General features: G+C 66.5%; 20 protein-coding genes. 14 read left to right on the top strand and 6 right to left on the bottom strand.

All coding sequences use genetic code 11. From position 1 onward, the window contains the following. Positions 1-11 precede the first annotated feature (11 nt). A complete protein-coding gene (locus E1261_RS14855) occupies positions 12-1,664 on the top strand; it encodes a CocE/NonD family hydrolase (RefSeq protein WP_165952507.1) in 1,653 nt (550 codons plus the stop codon). On the opposite strand, the gene E1261_RS14850 is transcribed toward E1261_RS14855, so the two are convergent. Both E1261_RS14850 and E1261_RS14845 read right to left on the bottom strand, forming a co-directional pair. Further along, the gene (locus tag E1261_RS14850) at positions 1,644-2,231 is read right to left on the bottom strand and encodes a TetR/AcrR family transcriptional regulator (RefSeq protein WP_132406936.1); all 588 of its coding nucleotides are present in this window, start codon (positions 2,229-2,231) and stop codon (positions 1,644-1,646) included. The two genes, E1261_RS14855 and E1261_RS14850, sit on opposite strands and share 21 nt — an antisense overlap. Further along, positions 2,228-2,932, bottom strand: a complete 705-nt coding sequence (locus tag E1261_RS14845) for an SDR family oxidoreductase (protein ID WP_132406934.1) — start codon at positions 2,930-2,932, stop codon at positions 2,228-2,230. Before E1261_RS14845 ends, E1261_RS14850 begins: the two co-directional genes overlap by 4 nt. 96 nt (positions 2,933-3,028) lie before the next feature. Here E1261_RS14845 and E1261_RS14840 point away from each other — a divergent pair, with 96 nt between their 5' ends. Continuing rightward, complete coding sequence (locus tag E1261_RS14840; protein ID WP_132406932.1) at positions 3,029-3,622, top strand: CGNR zinc finger domain-containing protein; 594 nt, start codon at positions 3,029-3,031, stop codon at positions 3,620-3,622. A gap of 15 nt (positions 3,623-3,637) precedes the next feature. On the opposite strand, the gene E1261_RS14835 is transcribed toward E1261_RS14840, so the two are convergent. Next, positions 3,638-4,477 (bottom strand): MBL fold metallo-hydrolase, encoded by an 840-nt coding sequence (locus E1261_RS14835; RefSeq protein WP_132406930.1) that lies wholly within the window; start codon positions 4,475-4,477, stop codon positions 3,638-3,640. Between the two features lie 81 nt (positions 4,478-4,558). Continuing rightward, the gene (locus E1261_RS14830) at positions 4,559-5,377 is read right to left on the bottom strand and encodes a helix-turn-helix transcriptional regulator (protein WP_165952506.1); all 819 of its coding nucleotides are present in this window, start codon (positions 5,375-5,377) and stop codon (positions 4,559-4,561) included. Between the two features lie 140 nt (positions 5,378-5,517). Here E1261_RS14830 and E1261_RS14825 point away from each other — a divergent pair, with 140 nt between their 5' ends. Then, complete coding sequence (locus tag E1261_RS14825; RefSeq protein ID WP_132406926.1) at positions 5,518-5,964, top strand: YdeI/OmpD-associated family protein; 447 nt, start codon at positions 5,518-5,520, stop codon at positions 5,962-5,964. 29 nt (positions 5,965-5,993) lie between these two features. Continuing rightward, a complete protein-coding gene (locus E1261_RS14820) occupies positions 5,994-6,719 on the top strand; it encodes a helix-turn-helix domain-containing protein (RefSeq protein ID WP_132406924.1) in 726 nt (241 codons plus the stop codon). On the opposite strand, the gene E1261_RS14815 is transcribed toward E1261_RS14820, so the two are convergent. Continuing rightward, positions 6,720-7,145, bottom strand: coding sequence for a hypothetical protein (locus E1261_RS14815; protein ID WP_132406922.1), 426 nt, complete (start codon positions 7,143-7,145; stop codon positions 6,720-6,722). It abuts the gene before it with no gap. 264 nt (positions 7,146-7,409) lie between these two features. On the opposite strand from E1261_RS14815, the gene E1261_RS14810 reads away from it, so the two are divergent. The 5 genes from E1261_RS14810 (at position 7,410) to E1261_RS45280 (ending at position 11,135) form a co-directional block, all read left to right on the top strand. After that, positions 7,410-9,044: a cellulase family glycosylhydrolase gene (locus tag E1261_RS14810; RefSeq protein WP_132406920.1), complete on the top strand. Its 1,635-nt coding sequence runs from the start codon at positions 7,410-7,412 to the stop codon at positions 9,042-9,044. A gap of 36 nt (positions 9,045-9,080) precedes the next feature. Next, positions 9,081-9,719 (top strand): DUF2461 family protein, encoded by a 639-nt coding sequence (locus E1261_RS14805; RefSeq protein WP_238176229.1) that lies wholly within the window; start codon positions 9,081-9,083, stop codon positions 9,717-9,719. A gap of 92 nt (positions 9,720-9,811) precedes the next feature. Then, positions 9,812-10,225: a hypothetical protein gene (locus tag E1261_RS14800; protein WP_132406918.1), complete on the top strand. Its 414-nt coding sequence runs from the start codon at positions 9,812-9,814 to the stop codon at positions 10,223-10,225. Positions 10,226-10,272: 47 nt separating this feature from the next. Next, positions 10,273-10,722: a hypothetical protein gene (locus E1261_RS14795; protein ID WP_132406916.1), complete on the top strand. Its 450-nt coding sequence runs from the start codon at positions 10,273-10,275 to the stop codon at positions 10,720-10,722. Further along, positions 10,719-11,135, top strand: coding sequence for a hypothetical protein (locus E1261_RS45280; protein WP_165952505.1), 417 nt, complete (start codon positions 10,719-10,721; stop codon positions 11,133-11,135). The genes E1261_RS14795 and E1261_RS45280 overlap by 4 nt, the downstream gene beginning before the upstream one ends. Here E1261_RS45280 and E1261_RS14780 read toward each other — a convergent pair. Continuing rightward, entirely contained in the window at positions 11,132-13,525 is a 2,394-nt protein-coding gene (locus tag E1261_RS14780; RefSeq protein WP_132406911.1) for a tetratricopeptide repeat protein, read from the bottom strand. The two genes, E1261_RS45280 and E1261_RS14780, sit on opposite strands and share 4 nt — an antisense overlap. A gap of 175 nt (positions 13,526-13,700) precedes the next feature. Between E1261_RS14780 and E1261_RS14775 the strand changes: the two genes are divergently transcribed. The 5 genes from E1261_RS14775 (at position 13,701) to E1261_RS14760 (ending at position 18,145) form a co-directional block, all read left to right on the top strand. Continuing rightward, positions 13,701-14,726, top strand: coding sequence for an exonuclease/endonuclease/phosphatase family protein (locus tag E1261_RS14775; RefSeq protein ID WP_132406909.1), 1,026 nt, complete (start codon positions 13,701-13,703; stop codon positions 14,724-14,726). Between the two features lie 199 nt (positions 14,727-14,925). Beyond that, positions 14,926-15,534, top strand: coding sequence for an FAD-dependent oxidoreductase (locus E1261_RS45960; protein WP_202874706.1), 609 nt, complete (start codon positions 14,926-14,928; stop codon positions 15,532-15,534). Then, positions 15,507-16,052 carry an FAD-dependent oxidoreductase gene (locus tag E1261_RS45955; protein WP_202874705.1) on the top strand — a complete coding sequence of 182 codons (546 nt, stop codon included), beginning with the start codon at positions 15,507-15,509 and terminating at the stop codon, positions 16,050-16,052. The genes E1261_RS45960 and E1261_RS45955 overlap by 28 nt, the downstream gene beginning before the upstream one ends. Positions 16,053-16,284: 232 nt before the next feature. Further along, on the top strand, positions 16,285-17,277 hold the full coding sequence (locus tag E1261_RS14765) for a type IV toxin-antitoxin system AbiEi family antitoxin domain-containing protein (protein WP_165952504.1): 993 nt from the start codon (positions 16,285-16,287) through the stop codon (positions 17,275-17,277). Next, positions 17,210-18,145 (top strand): nucleotidyl transferase AbiEii/AbiGii toxin family protein, encoded by a 936-nt coding sequence (locus E1261_RS14760; protein WP_165952503.1) that lies wholly within the window; start codon positions 17,210-17,212, stop codon positions 18,143-18,145. Before E1261_RS14765 ends, E1261_RS14760 begins: the two co-directional genes overlap by 68 nt. The last annotated feature ends 279 nt before the right edge of the window (positions 18,146-18,424 follow it).

The raw sequence follows: 18,424 nt of genomic DNA, 5'->3' as shown, positions 1-18,424 counted from the left end.
AAGGAGATTCCATGAGTCGCGGCAGTGTGAAGTCGCTCGGAGCTGTCCAGAGCCTGATGGGTGCGGCTGCTGGACGGCAGTGGCGGCTGCCGGCCAGGCGCAACCGCGTGCGCGTCGAGCGGGCGATCCAGGTTCGGATGCGCGATGGCGTGACCCTGCTCGCTGATCACTACATCCCGGTGACGAGCGAGCCGGTGCCGACCATCCTGGTCCGGTGCCCGTACGGCCGAGGGTTCCCGTATGCCCTTCTGTCAGCCCAGCTGTACGCCGAACGCGGCTATCACGTTCTGCTGCAAAGCACCCGAGGCACCTTCGGATCCGGTGGCACGTTCCGGCCGGCTGTCAGCGAAGCGGACGACGGGCAGGACACAGTCGGGTGGCTCCGCACCCAAGAGTGGTTCGACGGACGCCTCGCGACGGCCGGCGGCAGCTACCTCGGTTTCACCCAATGGGCGCTGGCGATGGACCCGCCGCCCGAATTGAAGGCGATGGTGGTGATGATCGGCGTACACGACCTTGCCGACGCCGCCTACCAGCAGGGCCCGCTCGACCTGTTCAACATGCTCAGCTGGTCCGACCTGCTGTCACACCAGGAATCCGTCGGCTCGATCGCCGGCCTGATCAGAATGATGCGGGCCGAGCGCAGACTGCGCGGCGCGCTGGAACGGCTGCCGCTGCGCGGCACGATGGACACCCTGGGCGGCAAGGGCGCTCCCTGGTACGACGAATGGGTCGGCCACCCCGATGTCGACGCCCCGTACTGGGAGCCGTTCCGCGCCACCGAAGCGCTGGCACGGACGACGGTTCCGACCCTGCTGATCGGCGGGTGGCACGACTATTTCCTCAACCAGACATTGACGCAGTACCAGACCTTGCGGTCACGCGATGTCGATGTCGCACTGACCATGGGCCCGTGGACGCACCTCACCGTCGACAACAAGATTTCGATGCCTCAGGCAATCTCCTGGCTCGACACCCACGCCGCGGGCCGTGTCTCCGGAAAGCGCGAAACTCCGGTCCAGGTATTCGTCGGCGGAGGGTGGCAGGAACACCACAGCTGGCCGCCGGACACTACGACGACCACCTGGTACCTACAGGACGCGCAGCAACTGTCCGAGGCATCGCCCTCCGACGACGCGACGACCACGCAATTCCACTACGACCCCGCAGACCCGACGCCCTCGGTCGGTGGCCGCATCATGGCAACCAGCGGCGGAGCTCGCGACAACCGCAAGCTGGAGGCGCGCGCCGACGTACTGACTTTTACTACGGCACCGCTCACCGAATCCGTCGAGGTGCACGGCCAACCGGTGGTTGAGATGTACCTCGCGTCCGACAACGACAACGCCGACCTCTTCGCCCGCCTCTGCGACGTCGACCCTGCTGGCCGCTCGATCAACGTCACGGACCGGATCGTCCGATGCGCTCAGCCGGACGGAGAAGTCCGCAGGGTGACGATCACGCTCGACCCCACGGCACATCGGTTCAACGTCGGGCATCGCATCCGGCTGCAGATCTCGGGCGGCGCATTCCCGCGGTTCGCCCGCAACCCTGGAACCGGCGAAGCCGCCGGAGCCGCAACGGTCCTCCAACCGGTGACGCACACCGTCCACCACAACGCGAGCCGGCCGTCCAGCATCGCCCTACCCCTGGTGAAGCACTGACGTTCCCAGCCCTGAGGCACTGAGCAGGGCTGACGCCATGGCCACGCCGGCCCCTCTGAGCGGCTGCGCGCGGACGACAGCCCAGGCGCTTGCACCGTCGAAGACCATGGTCAACTCGCTGGCGAGCTTGTCCGGGTCAGGGATTCCGGCAGCGATCGTCTCGGTGTGGAAGAAGTCGGTCATCTGCTGCTTGAAGGCACGGGCGACGACACTGCCTGGGTGGTCGGGTTGCTTCAGTTCGGTCGCGGTGTTGACGAATGGGCAGCCCCGGAAGGTCTTCAAGTTCGACATCTGGTCCTGACGTTCGAACAGGTGCAGGATTCGCTCCCGCGGCGATCGCTCATCGTTGCCACTCGGCGCCAGCGCTGCCAGGAACTCCACACCTACACGGGTCAGACTGTCCGCGATCAGTGCGTCCTTGGACCGGAACAACTGATACATCGACTTCTTCGACACCCCAGCCGCTGTGCACACCGCATCCACACCGATGTGCACGCCCTCGAGGTAGAAGAGCTCCCCAGCCGCATCGAGCAGGCGCTCGCGAGGCGTCCTGGTTGGGACCGTCAACGGGAAACGTCCAAGGCTTCGACCGGACCGGAAAGAGCGCCTTTGAAGTGACGGCTGTGGTCGTCTGCGAGGAGCTCGAGGTCTCCCTTCTCCAGTGCTGCAACGATGTCCGCGGCCACGGTAGCTGGGTTGTTCTTCGGCCCATCCAGCTCTCGGACAAGGTCGGTGTCGGTCAGGCCCAGCTGGACGCCGAGCACCTGCGTGCCTTGCGCGGACAGCTCCGCGCGCAAGGTGTTGGTGAACGAGATCAGTGCTGCCTTCGCGGCGCCATACGTTCCGGAGCCGGGGAATCCGGCAATCCACGCAGTGAGTGAGTGGATGTTGATCAGCGCGCCTCCGCCGTTGGCCGCCAGCACCGGTGCGAAGGCCTTCGCGACACGCAGCGGTCCGAAGGCGATGATCCCGAAGACGCGGTCGACCTCGTCCTGGTCGTCGTCCAGCAGCGGACCGAACGTCATGATCCCAGCGTTGTTCACGACGATGCTGACGTCACTGGCGACGCGTGCAAGCTCGACGGCGGCCTGCGGATCAGCCAGTTCGAAGCTGACAGGGACGATTCTCGCGTCGTCCTGATCCACTGGGTTTCGCGAGGTGACGTAGACCTTCGCGGCTCCTGCCTGGAGCAGTTCGCGCACGATCTCCTTGCCGAGGCCTTGTTGCCCGCCGGTCACCAGAACGGTCGCTCCACTGACAGTGGTCATCACAAATCTCCTTGAAGCTGACATAGTCAAAGGCTCAGTTGCCTATGTCGCACGACAGTAGTCACAGCCGTTGACTGAGTCAAGTAGGGTTTACCTATGTCATGGGCGGCGACCGAGAGATTCAGAGCACGTCCTGCTCCGGCCGGTCTGGTCCTGGTGCAGGAGCTCGTCAACACGCACGCGGTCGACCGCGACGGCGAAGAACTACTGGCTGACCGGTCGTCAGCGCAGCGATGGCTGCAGAACGCCGGTCAGCAGTGGGCCGAGGTCCACGGTCTCCAATGTCCCGACCTTGTCCTGGACGAATCCGGCCTGCGGGAGTTGCTGGACCTGCGATCGACGGTGGCTGGCCTACTCGCCGTACCGGCGGATGAGCGTCCCGCAGGCGCACCCGTCAACATCAAGGTGCGGGTCGGTGCGAACCTTCTGTCCGACGCGGAAGGACGAGTGGGCATCGAACCCGTCGGCACGGGCAGTGGTTGGCTCGTGTCAGCGGTTTGGTCGGAGATCCTGCTTGCACAGCTGACCGGGACCTGGGCCCGGCTCAAGGTGTGCCGCGAACCGGGCTGCCGGTCAGCGTTCTACGACACTTCCCGAAATCGCAGCGGTCTGTGGCATGACGTGCACAGCTGCGGAAACATCAACAACCTGCGCGTCTCCCGCACCCGTAGGAAAGAGTCCGCGCAGTAGCCTCCTCCTCGATCCTCAGGGCAGTGGTTTGAGGGTTCTGGCGGAGTTCCAGAGGACGCCGCGGTTGAGTCGGTCGGGGTAGGCGTCGACGACTGCGTTGTAGAGGTCCGTGGTGGTGTGGGTGGCGGCGGCGATTGCGGCGAAGGTCTGCAGGTAGCTGCGGGTTTCGTCGATCCATTGTGGGCTGTCGTTGCCGTCGGACGGTTTGTGGCCTGCGACGACCGCCTTCGGGTTCAGTGCGGAGATGGTGTCGAGCGCGGCCAGCCAGTGGTCGATTCCCTCGGTGCCGGATTCGGCCAGGTAGGGGTGGATGTTGTCGTAGACCGCGTCGCCGGCGACGGCCAGGCCGAGCGACTCGACGTACAGGGCGGTTGTGCTGTCGGTGTCGGTGTGTCCGAGGTCGACGACGGCGAGTTCCTCGCCTTCCAGGGTGAGTGGGGCGTCGAGCGGTACGGCGATCACGGGCTTCTCGGTGAGCTGTCCGGGAAAGCGCGGCTGCCAGAAGTCGTCGTACCAGCGTGGTTCGAGTTGCTGCTGCATGACGTCGACGACGGCAGGGGAGGCGACCAGCCGGGCGTCGGGGAACCGGGCCAGGACCTCCGTTGCGCCGAAGAAGTGGTCTCCGTGGCCGTGGGTGATGAAGATCGTGGTGAGTTGCTTGCCCTTGGCAGCGATCCATTCGGCGAGGTCGTGGCCCTCCGCTCGGGTCATCAACGCGTCGACCAGCACGGCCTCGTGCTCTCCGGAGATCAGCGTCGCGCTTGTCGGTGACCACATCCTGCGGGTCTCGCCCGGTGGTAGGTCCGCCGAGACGACGGGCTTCGACGGTGCGACGTACGTGGTGTAGGTGAGCATGTGTGGTCCTCGGGTCCGACGGCTTGGTTGCCGTGGACCCAGGCTCCTGCGCTCGCCGTCGTGCCAGAAGGGCGCGACTTCCTAGGTGCGCGGCTCCCAGGAAGTCGCCAGGCGAGTGAGTGCCTCGGCGCTCGGGCTGCCTGGTTCGGCGGTGCCGACCAGGAGTTGCAGGCCGGGCGCCGCGCGGACGTCGAAGGTTTGATAGGTCAGCTCGATGCGGCCGACGACCGGGTGGAAGAAGATCTTGTACGCCCGGCTGAATCCGCGCGCGGTCTGGTCGTTCCAGATCTCCGCGAACGCCGGTGATGTGGCCAGCAGATCGGTCACCAGCGCGCGGATCCCCGGATCGTCGGGAAAGGTCCCCGCGTTGAACCGGACGGCATGCACGGCACGAGTCGCGACGGCCGTCCAGTCCCCGAAGATCCGAGCCGCCTCAGGGTGCTGAAACATCATTCGGAGCATGTTGGTCATCCCGAACGGCGCAAGCAGCGCCTCGGCGATCCGATTGGTCGCAAGGATCTCGTACCCCGGGTCGAGTACGTACGCCGCGGCCGCCGGGAAGTTGTCGAGCAGTTGGAGTAGAGCCGGATGCACGCTGTGGCGGGCTGCGCCGAGGGCAGGCGTTGGTGTCAGCCCGGCCAGCCGGAACAGGTGGTTGCGGGCATCGATGTCGAGCCGGAGAGCGTGTGCGATTCCGTTCAGGATCTGCGGTGACGGGTTGCGCTCGCGGCCTTGCTCGAGGCGGGTGTAGTAGTCCGCACTGACCACGGCCAGTACGGCGACTTCCTCACGCCGCAGACCGGCGACCCGGCGATCGCCACCGACGGGCAGCCCGACGGTCGCGGGTTCCACCCGGGCGCGTTGTGCCCGCAGGAAGTCACCCAGCACACCGCTCTGCACGGGATCCACAGTACTGGCACAACCTTGGCGAGCGCCTGTCACAGGAACTGAGTTGCTGATGGGTGTCGATTCGGCGCCTGGCCGCTCGACGCAGCGGTGAAGGGCCGACTGAAGGCACCAGCCGTCTGAAGGGGTATGCGATGAAATTTACAACGACGCTCGTGGGAACGACGACGACGGGGATCGTGGTACCGCCAGAGGTGATCGAGGAGCTGGGCAAGGGCAAGAAGCCGCCGGTTGTGGTGACGGTCAACGGCTACACGTACCGCAACACGGTCGCGGTGATGGGCGGCCGGTACATGATCTCGCTGAGCGCCAAGAACCGTGCAGCCGCCGGCGTCTCCGCGGGCGACGAGGTCCAGGTCGAGCTGAGGCTGGACACCGAGCCGCGGGAGGTCGCCGTACCGGACGACTTCGCCAGGGCGCTGGCCGCGGAGCCGAACGCGAAGGCGTTCTTCGACACGCTGTCCTACAGCCAGCGCAGCTGGTTCGTCCTTGGCATCGAAGAAGCCAAGAAGCCAGAAACCCGCGCCAACCGCATCACCAAAGCAGTAGAACGACTCCGCTCCGGCCGCGGTCAACGCTGACTGTCGGTCCTCGACGGCAGACTGGGGACGTGGACTTTTCCCAGGCTCTCAAGACTGCTCGCCGTGGTCGGCGCCTCAGCCAGCTCGAGCTTGCTCTGCGCGCTGGGACCACACAGCGACATGTCAGCTTCCTTGAGTCCGGCCGTTCGAGCCCTGGCCGTGCTCTCGTCGTCCGCCTGGCCGAGGCGATGGAGATGTCCTTGCGCGACCGCAACGACCTTCTGCAGATAGCCGGCTTCGCCCCTGTCTATCCGCAGACGGCGATCGGCGACGCGGCCCTGCAGCATGTCCGCTCGGCGCTCGACCACATCCTCACCGGCCATCTGCCGTACCCGGCCATCGTGGTCGACGCCAACCACGACCTGGTGCTCGCGAACGAGGCGTTCAGCCTGTTCACCGACGGAGTTGCCGGCAAGCTGCTTGAGCCGCCGATCAACGTCCTGCGCTTGTCGCTGCATCCCGACGGGGTCGCTCCGCGAATAATCAACCTCTCATCGTGGGCCCAGCACATCCTCGACCGGCTGCCGCCCGGCGACTTCCGCGACGAGCTGGCCGCCTACGTCCCGTACATCGAACCAGGACCCGAGCACGTCGGCTTCGCCGCACCCATGCAGCTCCGCACACCCAGGGGCGACCTGCACCTGACCACCATCATCACGACGTTCGCGACCGCTCTCGACGTCACTGTCGCCGAGCTGAAACTGGAGGCCTTCCTGCCCGCCGACGAAGCCACGGCCGCCCTGCTCACCAGCTGATCAGTTCGGGAACTGGTAGTCCGCAACGATTCGCCCGTCGGCATCGACCTGCAGCACCTCCAGGCCCTCGCCGACGACCTCACCGCTGGCGGTCGCCACCATCTCCCAGCTGAACTTGACGACATCCTTCAGCCGTACGGCGTTGTCCCGCGGCCGGAACTTGTACTCGCCACCGGCCACGAACTCCTCGTAACTGCGCGCGACCCGAGCCTCCAACTCGTCGTACCCGGTCGCCTCCAGGGTGCTCGCCGCGAACCCGAACCCGAATCCGGTGGCCACAGTCCGGAACTCCGCGGGCGGGTCCAGATAGTGCTTGCCGTCCTCGATCCACAGCTCCTCGATCGTCTTGCGCCGCTGCTCGGCATCCGCTTCGCACCAGACTCCGACGTACCGCGCGACCAGCTCGGCCGTCCTGCTGTCCGACATGATTTCTCCTTGGTCCAAAGGATTTTCCCGGCTGCGCAAGATCCTCCAGCACCCGCCACCCCGCCTCAATTCCCGCCGGGGAATAGCGTGTGGCTTAAGCGATTACGTATTAGCTGATAGCTGCGGAACGACTGCCGTGAGGTCTTGTCACTTAAGCGCGTAAGTGCCACTCTGGGCTCTCGGGCCCGCGCGAGGAGTCACCGGCTCCCGATGTTCAGATGTGGCCCTCGGTTGTATCCGCCCCGCAACCCCCAGGGATCGATCATGAAACTCTCGTTACTCAAGCTGGGAGCGCTCCCAGCACTCCTGCTGTCCTTACTTGCCGTTCCTCCGTCCCCGGCCCTGGCTGAGCCCGCCGCACCGGCCCCGGCACCGGCGGCGGCGGGCTTCACGATCAGCGACCGGAATCTGCTGGACGCCAACGGCACCCCGTTCGTCATGCGCGGCACCAGCCACCCACACGTCTGGTACCAGCGCGAAACCAATTCGTACGCCGAGATCGCGGGCCTGGGTGCCAACACCGTCCGGGTGGTGCTCGGCAGCGGCCAGCGCTGGGGGCCCAGCCCTGCTGCCGACGTCGCCAGCGTCATCGCCCAGTGTAAGGCGAATCGGCTGGTCTGCGTGCTGGAGGTGCACGACACGACCGGGTACGGCGAGGAGGCGGCCGCCGCCACGCTGGATCAGGCCGTCACCTACTGGAACAGCATCCGCGACGTGCTGATCGGCCAGGAGGCTTATGTGCTGATCAACATCGGCAACGAGCCGATCGGCAACACCAACCCGGGGCAATGGACGACCGCCACGGCGAACGCCGTACAGCGGATGCGCACGCTTGGATTCCAGCACACACTCGTGGTGGACGCGCCGAACTGGGGCCAGGACTGGAGCAACACCATGCGCGACAACGCGCAGACAGTCTGGAACGCCGATGCGCAGCGCAACACCCTGTTCTCCGTCCACATGTATCAGGTGTACGGAACCGCGGCCACGATCACGAGCTACTTCGACGCGTTCGCGCAGGCGGGCCTGCCGTTGATCGTCGGTGAGTTCGGCCATGAGCACCAGGGCGCGAACGTCGACGAGGACACCATCATGGCCGAGGCCCGGACCCGGGGGATCGGCTGGATCGCGTGGTCGTACAGCGGCAACAGCGAGCCCTATCTCGATCAGACGGTGGCCTTCGATCCGACCCAGCTGACGACCTGGGGGCTGCGGGTCTTCAAGGGACCGAACGGCGTCTCCGAGACCTCGCGGTGCGCAACGGTGTTCTCCGGCTGCGGCCCCGGCGGTACGGCGCCGTCCGCGCCCGGCGGTCTCGCCGTCACCGGGACGACGTCGAGCTCGGTCTCGCTGTCGTGGACAGGCTCGTCCGTGGCGACGCAGTACCAGGTGCAGCGGGCCGCCGGTGCCTGCGTTGCGGGTAGCGCCTTCAGCCAGGTCGGCAGCACCGCCGCCTCGACCTTCACCAACACCGGGCTGGCGGCGAACACGCCGTACTGTTACCGGGTCACGGCCTCGAATGCGGCCGGCACCTCCGGGCCTTCGGGAACGGTGACCGGTACGACGACCGGCAGCGGCGGACCGGGTGACGGCTGCTCGGCCGTGTCCACCGTGCAGAGCCGATGGGACGGCGGGTACATCGTCCAGCCGGTAGCGGTGACCAACACCGGGACCTCGGCGATCACCGGATGGAAGGTGACGTTCACACTGCCGGCCGGGCACGCGATCGCCGGTTCCTGGAACGCCTCACTGTCAGGGACCACCGGCACGATCACGGCCACCAACATGACCTACAACGGCAAGCTGGCCGCCGGCGCGAACACCAGCTTCGGCTTCCAGGTAACCAAACCCGGCGGGGACGCTCAGACCCCGAGCGGGTTCACCTGCACTGCCTCGTAATCCTGTCTTCATAGCGCGCTCGCTAAGCTCGACCAGGTGACGGGCGAGTTCGACGGGTGGCCGAGGGCAGCCTTCGACGTGTTGCTCCAACTCGAGGGCGAGCCTTCGGCCGATACCAGGCGTCGATGCCGGCAGGATCGCGAGGATCTGGTTCGACGACCGATGATCGAGCTGCTGAACGACCTGGCCGCAGCAGATCCGGCGTACGAGGACTTCGCGGTTTGGGGGTACGGCGAAGTCCTCATGCACGCTTGGCAGCGCCAGCACGCGATTGTCAGGCTGGCCCCCAACGTCGAGCTGAGTATCCATTTCGACCTCGACGGCCTGGAGGTCGGCGTGGCGTGGTGGTATGCACCCCCGCCGCAGATCGAGCGGTATCGAGCCGCCGTGGCGGCCGCTGGTTCCGGCCGACGACTCGTCGCCATCGTCCGGGCTCTGGAGGAGCAGGGGTACGTCGTTTCGGGTGACATGCTGAAGCGGCCACTGCGAGGCCACCCAGCCGATCATCCGCGGATGACGTTGCTACGGCACAGATCCGTCATCGCGACCCGGCCACTCGGCTGTGACGACTGGATCCACACCGCCGCCGCAGCCGACCACGTTCTCGCAGCCTTCACCCAATTGCGCCCACTCTCGCGTTGGATGGTCAAACACGTCGCGCAGCCACGGTCCTGACGCGGGGTTTGTTCGACTTCGTTCGAATTCGGCCATCGGCCACCCCGGAGCAGTCATCCTCGGGCGATAACCCCCTGCTGAAAGGACTGTCGATGCTCCGATTCGCTGCTGCCGTAGTTACCTTCGCCCTGGTCACGCTCGGCGGTGCAGCCGTCACCGCGACTCCGGCCGCTGCCGCGGGCAGCCCGCCGGCGGGCTGCCGATACTTCACCACCGACTTCGGGCAGACCTGCTACGAGTGGGAAGGCGACGACCAATGGGTGCGGGATCTGGACGCGAACGGCTGGACCACGGTCGTCGAGGTCGAGACCAACTACGGCAAGTTCCGTGAGTGCGATGCTCCGGCCTCCGCGGACGGCTGGCGAGAGTGCGGCTACGACCACGAGGAGAAGAAGTGCGTGCGCTTCCGGCTGGTGGAGCGCAAGGGCGTCTCGACCAACCGAATCTCCGTCTGGTCGTTGTTCTACAGCACCTCCACCGGCAACGAATGCGGCTTCGACGCCTGATCCCTGCCTGCCTGCCGAGTCCCCGTTCAGTGAAAGGTTCTTCCTCCATGACTTTGCTCTCCCGCGCTCTCGGCGTGCTCGCCGGAACCGCTCTGCTCGCGATCGGCGCGGTTCCGGCCGCCACCGCGGCTCCGGCCGCTGAGGTCACCCCGATGAGTGCATCGGCCGCCGCGGCGCCGACCAACTGTGTGGGCATCGCCACCAGTTGGGGCGCCACTTGCTTCAAGCCCGCCGGCGACAACCAGTGGGTCGTCGACAAGGACGCCAACGGCTACGCGGTGATCGCCCACGTCGAGACCGGCTACGGAAAGATCCGCGAGTGCAAGTCCCTCCCGTCCGCGGACGGCTGGGGGTACTGCGACTTCGACCACAAGGAGGGCGAGTGCGTGCGCTTCTACATGTACGAGCAGAAGGGCAATGACATCGGCCGGGTCAGCGCTTGGTCCCGCTCGTACAGCATTGCCGACGGCACCGAGTGCATCATCATCGTGCCATGAGGCGGCTCGCAGCGGCACTCGCCTCGGTCACCGGTTCCTTGATCCTGGTTGCCGGCGGTGCCACCGCCGCCTCGGCGTCCCCGATGGCTGTGGCGGAGGAACCGCCGTACAGCCAGGTGAAGTGCCTGAACTCCGAATACGCGTCCACCTGCTTCCAGTGGGTCGGCGACGACCAGTGGATCATTGATCGCGAGGCCAACGGCTGGGCGGCGGTGGTCCACGTGCAGACGAACTACGGCAAGAATGTGGAATGCAAGGCGATGCCTGCCGCCGAAGGCTGGGCGCTCTGCAAGTTCGACCACGAGGAAGGCAAGTGCGTCCGATTCAGGCTGTACGAACTCAAGGACGACGTGAAACGCAAGGAGACAGCGTGGTCGCCGTGGTACGGCACGGAGTACGGCTCGCTCTGCTAGCCGTCGATCGCAGCCAGGGCTGCTGACGCGCGCTCCTGCTCATAACGGTCATCGATGTTCTTGGCGTCCTGGAGAGCGATGCTGTGCTGCTCGATCGCCTCAGCAGGCCGGCCGGCGGCCCGGAGCGCGTGTCCGTAGTCGTTGCGGATCTCGATGATGACCGGTCGGCTGCCAAGACGGACTGCGAGATCCAACGCCTGCTGGTGAAACTCGATGGCCTGCTCGGCTCGGCCGGCTGCCAGGTGCAGCCGGCCGAGCCCGTTCAGGCTGTCGCTCTCGCTGTTGGCGAAACCGATCCGCTGAGCGAGGCCGTGGGCCTGCCGGTAACTGGCCTCGGCCTCGGTCAGCCGGCCGAGCGCCTCGTGCGCCGAGGCCACATTGACGAGCGCGAACGACTCCTCGAAGGTCTCGGTGCCGAGTTTGTGGCTGAGCTCCAGGCCCAGCTCGAAGCGTTCCAGCGCTTCCTCGGGGCGATCGAGGCGAAGCAGCGCCCAGCCCTGACCGGCCAGCGCGGTGGTGGTGCCGTTCAGGTTGTCTTCGGCTTCGAACAGCTCCTGGGCCTGCCGCTGACAGTCGAGGGCCGCCTGGTAGTCGCCGAGCCGATAGTGGCCGAGAGCAACGTTCGACAAGCCGCTCGCCTCACCGACCCGGTTGCCCGCCCGGCGGGCGAGCTCGAGCGCCTCCTGGTACGCCGCCCGGCCGTCGGCGTACCGGCCGAGTCGCCAGTACACCGTGCCGAGATAGTTGTACGCGCGGCCGCGCTCGCGATCGTCGGTGGCACAGCGGATCGCGGTCAGGTGCAGGGTCTCCGCGCCGGTGAACAGGTTCGCCGTGACGAGGTAGTAGATGAGCAGGCTCGACAACGCGACCGCGTGGTCACCCCGGCCGTGGTCAGCCGCAAAGAGGGCCGAAGCGATGAGGTTGTGGCGCTCGGCATCGAGCCAGCCGCGGCCTTCGTCCCGATCGCTGAAGGGCCTTGGTGACAGGCCCGCCTGCTGGGTGAGCTCGACGCGTTCCCGGTCGTGCGGTGCATAAGCAACTGCGGCCGATGCGGCCGTGCGCTGGTAGTACTCGGACAACCCGTCGAGCGCAGTACGTCGTACTGATGGTGGATCTTCGTCGCGGGCCTGATCGCTGGCCAGCACCCGGACGAGGTCGTGCAGTTCGTATCTGTCCGCGGTGCTGTTCTCGAGCAGGTGCATCTGGACCAGAAGCGTCATGACCTCGACCGCTTCGCTCAGCGGGACGCCTGCGAGTGCAGCACCGGCGTAGGCGTCGAAGTCGCGTCCCGGGTGCAATGCCAGCAGCCGGAGCATGCGGCGGGCCGGGATCGGGAGTGCCTGGTACGACAGATCCAGCGAGGCTGCGACCCCACTGTCGAGTCGCAATCTGACCCGGTGTTCGAGGAGGCGCTCCAGATGGTCTGCGAGTGTCCAACCGCCCTGCGAATTGATCCGTCCGGCGAGCACGGCCAGTGCGAGCGGCAGGTGGCCCACCAGTTCGGCGATACGAGTCGCCGATGTGTGGTCCTCGTTCACGACCGCGCCGGCCACCTGCCGGAGATAGGCCAGCGACTCCTCGGGGTCGAAGACCTCCAGACAGATCCGTCGGGCTCCGGTCAGCCTGCGGCGACTTGTCAGCACCGTGACGCACCCGGGCCCGTCCGCGATCAGCGGTTCGACCTGGTCGTCGGACGCCGCGTTGTCGAGCAGTACGACGACCTTGCGGCCGACGGTCAGTTCGCGAAACAGCTCCGATCGTGCCGGCAGGTCGAGGCCGTGGATCCGGCTTCCAGGCACACCGAGCCGACGCAGGAACCCTTCCAGGACGGCCGCCGGATCGGCCGGCGGGCGATCCGGGTCGTACCCACGGAGGTTCACAGACAACTGCAGCTCGGCGGCCGGTAACCCGCGAAGCAGCCGGCGAGCCAGCGTCGTCTTACCAACGCCAGGCATCCCCTCGATCAGTAGCACCCGCCGGCCAGTCGTCCGGTCGTCGAGTGCGGTCAGCGCGGCGTCGAGGGCATCGGATCGACCGACGAAGAAGCCGTCGGCCTCGGGCTCGACCGAGTCCTCGATCCGGATCACCGCGGCTTCGGCCGCCAGGCCCGCCACCACCTGGTAGGCCTGGCGCCATTCCGCGACCCGTGCCTCGTCAGCCGCCCGTGACTCCTCGGCGAGCAGGGCACGAGCGATGTCGACGACCAGTTCGGCATCGAGCCGACGGCGTCCGGGCGCCAGACAGCGGTAGACGGTGTTGAACGCAGGCAGTTCCGCGACACCGCGAGCCTGCCTGGACAGCACCACGCGACGATGGAGCTCTCGGTACGACAGGCCGGACCATGTCTGCAACGAGCGCAACCGCAAGCTGAGCTCGTCGAGCGTTCGCACACCGCCAGGTCCCGGCGGCTCCCCAGAGGCGCCCACCGCCCGAATATTAGTCCCTCTCTACGCTGCTCGTCCGCCGGTGCAGCATCTTCTTCTGACTCCTGGTCGGCGTTAATCTTCGACGAGACTCGGCCGGTCCGCTCGGACCGAGCCGTGACACCGCCCCGAGGAGAACGTCATGCCTGTTCCGTTCCGCCTGCCTCGCTCCCGTCGGAGTCTGACCGCCACCGCGCTGGGCGCCGCCGTACTGTCTGTCGGTGTGCTGCTTTCGGCAGCGGGGGCGTCGACTGCTGCGGAGGTGCCACGGCTCGACTACGTCCACGTTTACACGAACAACGTCGAGAACCTGAAGACGATCGACGCGAACTGTCCGGGGGACTGGCAGGACCTCATCTTCGCGATGAAGCGCACCGATCCCGCCCCGGACATCTTCCTGGTGCAGCAGATCAGCAACCGCACGGAGCTGACCCTGCTGGTCAGCACCATGGAGGCCAAGCTGGGTCGCGACTACACCGGCCGGATCGCGAACCCCGAGCCGCCGGAACAGCCGGCCCGGTGCGATGGCGAGAAGAGGCAGCAGACCACGGCGATCATCTTCGACACCGACCGGTTCAACGTGCTGCAGGCGGACACCTGGTTTGCCGACCGGGACGGCGCCGACGGTTGCCAGAACACCGGCCAGAGCCGGGCGGAGGCGCTGCGGCTCAAGCTCCGCGACACCCTCGCCGAGAAGGACATCACTGTCGCGTCGACGCACTGGCCGACCAACAACAGCGGCGGCCACCCGTGTGCGGCGGAGAACGCCCGCGAGGCGTCCGAGAAGGTCTCCGGCTGGGGCGGCGACCTGATGATCTGGGGCGGCGACGCGAACATCACCGCCGGCAACCCGGGTGACTGGAAGGCCTGGTACCGGCAGACGAACGGCGACCTCGGCGGCGATGCCGGCTTCCGTGACGTGATGTACGACCACTGCGGCAAGGTGACTGCTCCGCGCGGCGAGTGCCTCGGCAACAACTGGACGATCGGCGGCAGCAACCGCATCGACTACCTCTGGGCCAAGAAGCCCAACGGCATGCCGCTCACCACCGCCGTCCACACCGTCACCTTCGAAGAAGCCGGTCAGGCCGACGCCCACTACACCGGCTCCGACAACCCCGCCAACTACTCCGACCACCGCGCCGTACGGGCCCGTATCCACTACTAGGTGGAATCGAGTTCGGCGGAGTTATAGTCACAAGGTCGCGAAAAACGATGTTCGCCGGGTCTGCCCGGCGGACGTCGCGCAGACATCGACGCAGATGGTTCTGGTTGGTGAGCGTCTCCTTTGCCGAGATCGGGCATCCCGTCCGCTCTGGGCTCTGATCACCGCCGGCAGGTGCCGGCGCACTCATCGGGAGCGCAGCATGCAGAAGACCATCGCCATTGCCATCGCCGGAGCGGGATTGGGCGGGCTGACGCTCGCCCGGGTGCTTCAGGCTCACGGTGTCGCCGCGACCATCTACGAAGCTGAGACTTCGGCGGCGACCCGTGCGCAGGGCGGCCTGCTCGACATTCACGAAGAGACCGGGCAGGTCGCGCTTCGCGCAGCCGGTCTGTACGACGAGTTCCGCGCTCTGGTCCGCCCGGGCGAGGACGCCAAGCGCGTCGTCGACCGCCACGGCACGATCCTGCTCGACAGGCCGGCGGAGCCCGGTTCGGCCCGTCCCGAGGTGGATCGTGGCGAACTCAGGCGCCTGCTCATCGACTCGCTGGCGCCCGGGACAATCCGGTGGGGTCACAAGCTCGCCTCGATCCGGCACCGCGTGGAGGGCGGCTACGAACTCACCTTCGCGGACGATTCCGCCGTACGGGCCGACATCGTCATCGGCGCGGAGGGTGCCTGGTCGAAGGTGCGTCGCTGCTCACCCCGGCCGAGCCTGCCTACACCGGAACCTGCTTCATCGAGATCGCCCTGCCCTTGGGCGGCCAGGATCGTCAGGCGAGCATGGCCGCGATCGGGAGTGGCACGTTGATGGCGGTCGCGCCGGGTAAAGGCATCATCGTCCATCGCTACGCCGATGGGCGCGTGCTCGGATACGTGGCGCTGAACAAGCCCGAGGAGTGGATGAGATCGATCGACTTCGGCGACCCGTCCGCGGGCCTGCGTCAACTTGCCGATGAGTTCGCTGACTGGTCGCAGCTGCTTACCGCCTTCGTGACACAGAGCGTCGCGGAACCGTGGCTCCGACCCATCTATGCCCTGCCTGTCGGGCTCACCTGGGACAGGGTGCCGGGCGCGACGCTCGTCGGCGACGCCGCGCATCTGATGTCACCCTTCGCCGGCGAGGGCGCGAACCTCGCCATGTACGACGGCGCCGACCTGGCGGGCATGCTGGTTGAGCAGCCCGACACCGAGCTCGCGCTCACCGCCTACGAAGCGCAACTGTTCCCGCGAAGCAGCGACGCCGCCGGTCGCTCGGCGAAGAACCTGAAGAACTTCTTCGGCCGGGAAGCACCGCAAAGCGTCGTCACTCTGTTCGATCACTCCTGACTCCGGCCGGCGCCGCCAAGTTCCGGGCGAACACCGATGCTCCACACCTCGGGATCAACTACCCGCAGCAAGTTCTAACTACGGCCCGCCTAGATGATCTCAGGCCAGGTCGGCGTGGTGCCTCCCTCACGTGGTACGGCTAGAATACTTTTGAAGTAACTCTCTTAGGCCGAGATTACTTCTAAAGTAACCACCTAGACGTTACTATCAAAGCATCGAGGGAGGTGATGTTGTGCAGGCATTGGACGCATTGGAGTCGCTGGATCTTCTTGGCTCCGGCCAGTGGGGGCTGGTGACCACCAGTCAGGCGCAAGAGGCTGGCGTATCGAAAATGCAGCTGTCGCGTCTTGCTGAGCGCGGCACGTTGCAGCGGGTGCGGCATGGCGTCTACGCACTTCCTTCAGCTGACCCGGGCTCCTTACAGGGGCTGCGCGCCGCGTGGCTTGCGACCGGTAGCCGGCCTGTGGGGAACCAGCCGCTGGCGGTCGTTTCTGGTGAGTCCGCAGCGGCTGTTCACGGTCTTGGCGACCTGTTGCCCTCGAAGTATGAGTTCAGCTCTGCAGCACGTCGGCAGACGACGCAGGCGGATACCCGCTACCGCAAGCGTGATCTGCCGGATGAGGACGTCACCTGGGTCGACGGGCTGCCGGTGACAACCGTTGCCCGAACGCTCAAAGACCTGGCGGCTGGTGGTACGGATTTCGACCACCTGTCGGTCGCGGTTCGCGATGCTGTGAGTATGAGCGATGCGGCGTCCGTCGACCTGGTTCGTGCGCATGAACCAGCAGGCAGCAGGTCTGGGTCTTCAGACGGAAGCGCGGTGCTGAATGCGGCGCTCAAGGCATCTGGATACCGGCCGCCGCCTGGGGTGCTGGAGCTGATGGTTCCCGAGTTGCAAGAAAGGCTTCTCGCGCAGCTGGTACCCCAGCTCCGAGACGTCATGACGCACGCTTTTGCCGAACAGCTCCGCCAGCTTGCGCCGTCCTTCGCTGCAACAGAGGCTGCCCAGCGAGTGCTCCGAGCGGCTGTTCCTGACACAACCGCTCTTGCCCGTGCTTTGACTGAGCCACCTCAGCGTCGGCCATCGCTGGGCGAGCCAACGGCACGGACCACTGAAGCACTAGATGCCGCGGCCCGGCAGGACAAGGATCCCGACGATGGCACATCCGATGACGGTGCTCGAGGCGAGCCGGCTCAGGGCATCTCTAGGGGCGAAGCTGGCTAATGAGGCCCGTCGCCGCGGGGTGACCGCGGACGTGGTGCGCAAGCAGTACATCTTCACGATCTTCCTCAGCCGCATCTTCCAAGATGACGCCGCTCCATGGGTGTTGCTGGGTGGCAATGCGCTCCTGATCCGGATCGGCGGCGGCCGGTTCACCCAGGATGTCGACCTAGCGCGGGAAACGCCGTGGACCAGCCTGGACGATGCCGTAGCTGAGCTTCGGCTGCTATCCAGCCGTCCGCACCGCGACGATCCGTTCGAATTCGATCTGCACTCGGCCGAGATTCATGCAGAGGCGGATCCGTACGGATACGGCGCGGAGACCGCTAAGGTGAAAGCGAGGGCGTTGCTGGCGGGTCGGGAGTTCGAGCCATTCAGCATCGACCTGACGACTCGCAGACACGTGGATGGTGCGGTTGACGCGGTCGCGCTGAAACCGATCATCGAGCACGAGACCCTCGAAGAGCTGCCTGCGGTCCCGACGACGCCGATCGAGAATCACCTGGCCGACAAGATCTGTGCACTGTACGAGCAGCACGGCGCCGGCGGGGCAAAGGCGTCGACCCGCCATCGCGACCTGGCCGATATCGTGCGCATCGTCGCGGCGATCTCGTTCGACGCCGCACGGCTCACACTCGTTCTCGAGCAGGAGACAGGTCGGCGCCGGATGAGGCTGCCGTTAATGTTTGAGGCTCCGAGTGCTGAATGGGTGACCGGCTTCCCCCGAGCAGCTGCGGGGTACGCGGAGTACCCGCGAGAGTTCTGGGATCTGACCGCTGCGCTGGAGTTCTGCGGGAAATGTCTGAACGAGGTCCTTGATGGACGACGAACCGGTGGCCGCTGGGATCCCGACGGTTCCTCCTGGACGTAGGGGCCTGTCCGGATTCGTCCACGGCCTTGGCCACGTGCCGAGTGATGCGTTGGACTCAGCGTCCGAGGGTGGGTCGCGGGTGCGGAGGTTCCCGATCTCAATCCGATCGCCGCGGTCGGTCACCGGGTGCGGTCGGCGTGATGGCGGGCGTGGGCAGGCGACGCTGGCCACGAGGAGTCCGGCGCGGGCGGTAGCCCGCAGGTTCCGGGCGGCAGCCCGGGAGGAGGCTAAGGGTGGGCGGGTGCGCGCGTAGCTGGCGCGACGGAGGAGCGACTGCGT

It is taken from the genome of Kribbella albertanoniae, from assembly GCF_004348455.1.
GTDB classification, from domain to species: domain Bacteria; phylum Actinomycetota; class Actinomycetes; order Propionibacteriales; family Kribbellaceae; genus Kribbella; species Kribbella albertanoniae.
The sequence above is the reverse complement of the archived record's forward strand: the minus strand, read 5'-3'. Positions and strand labels throughout refer to the sequence as shown.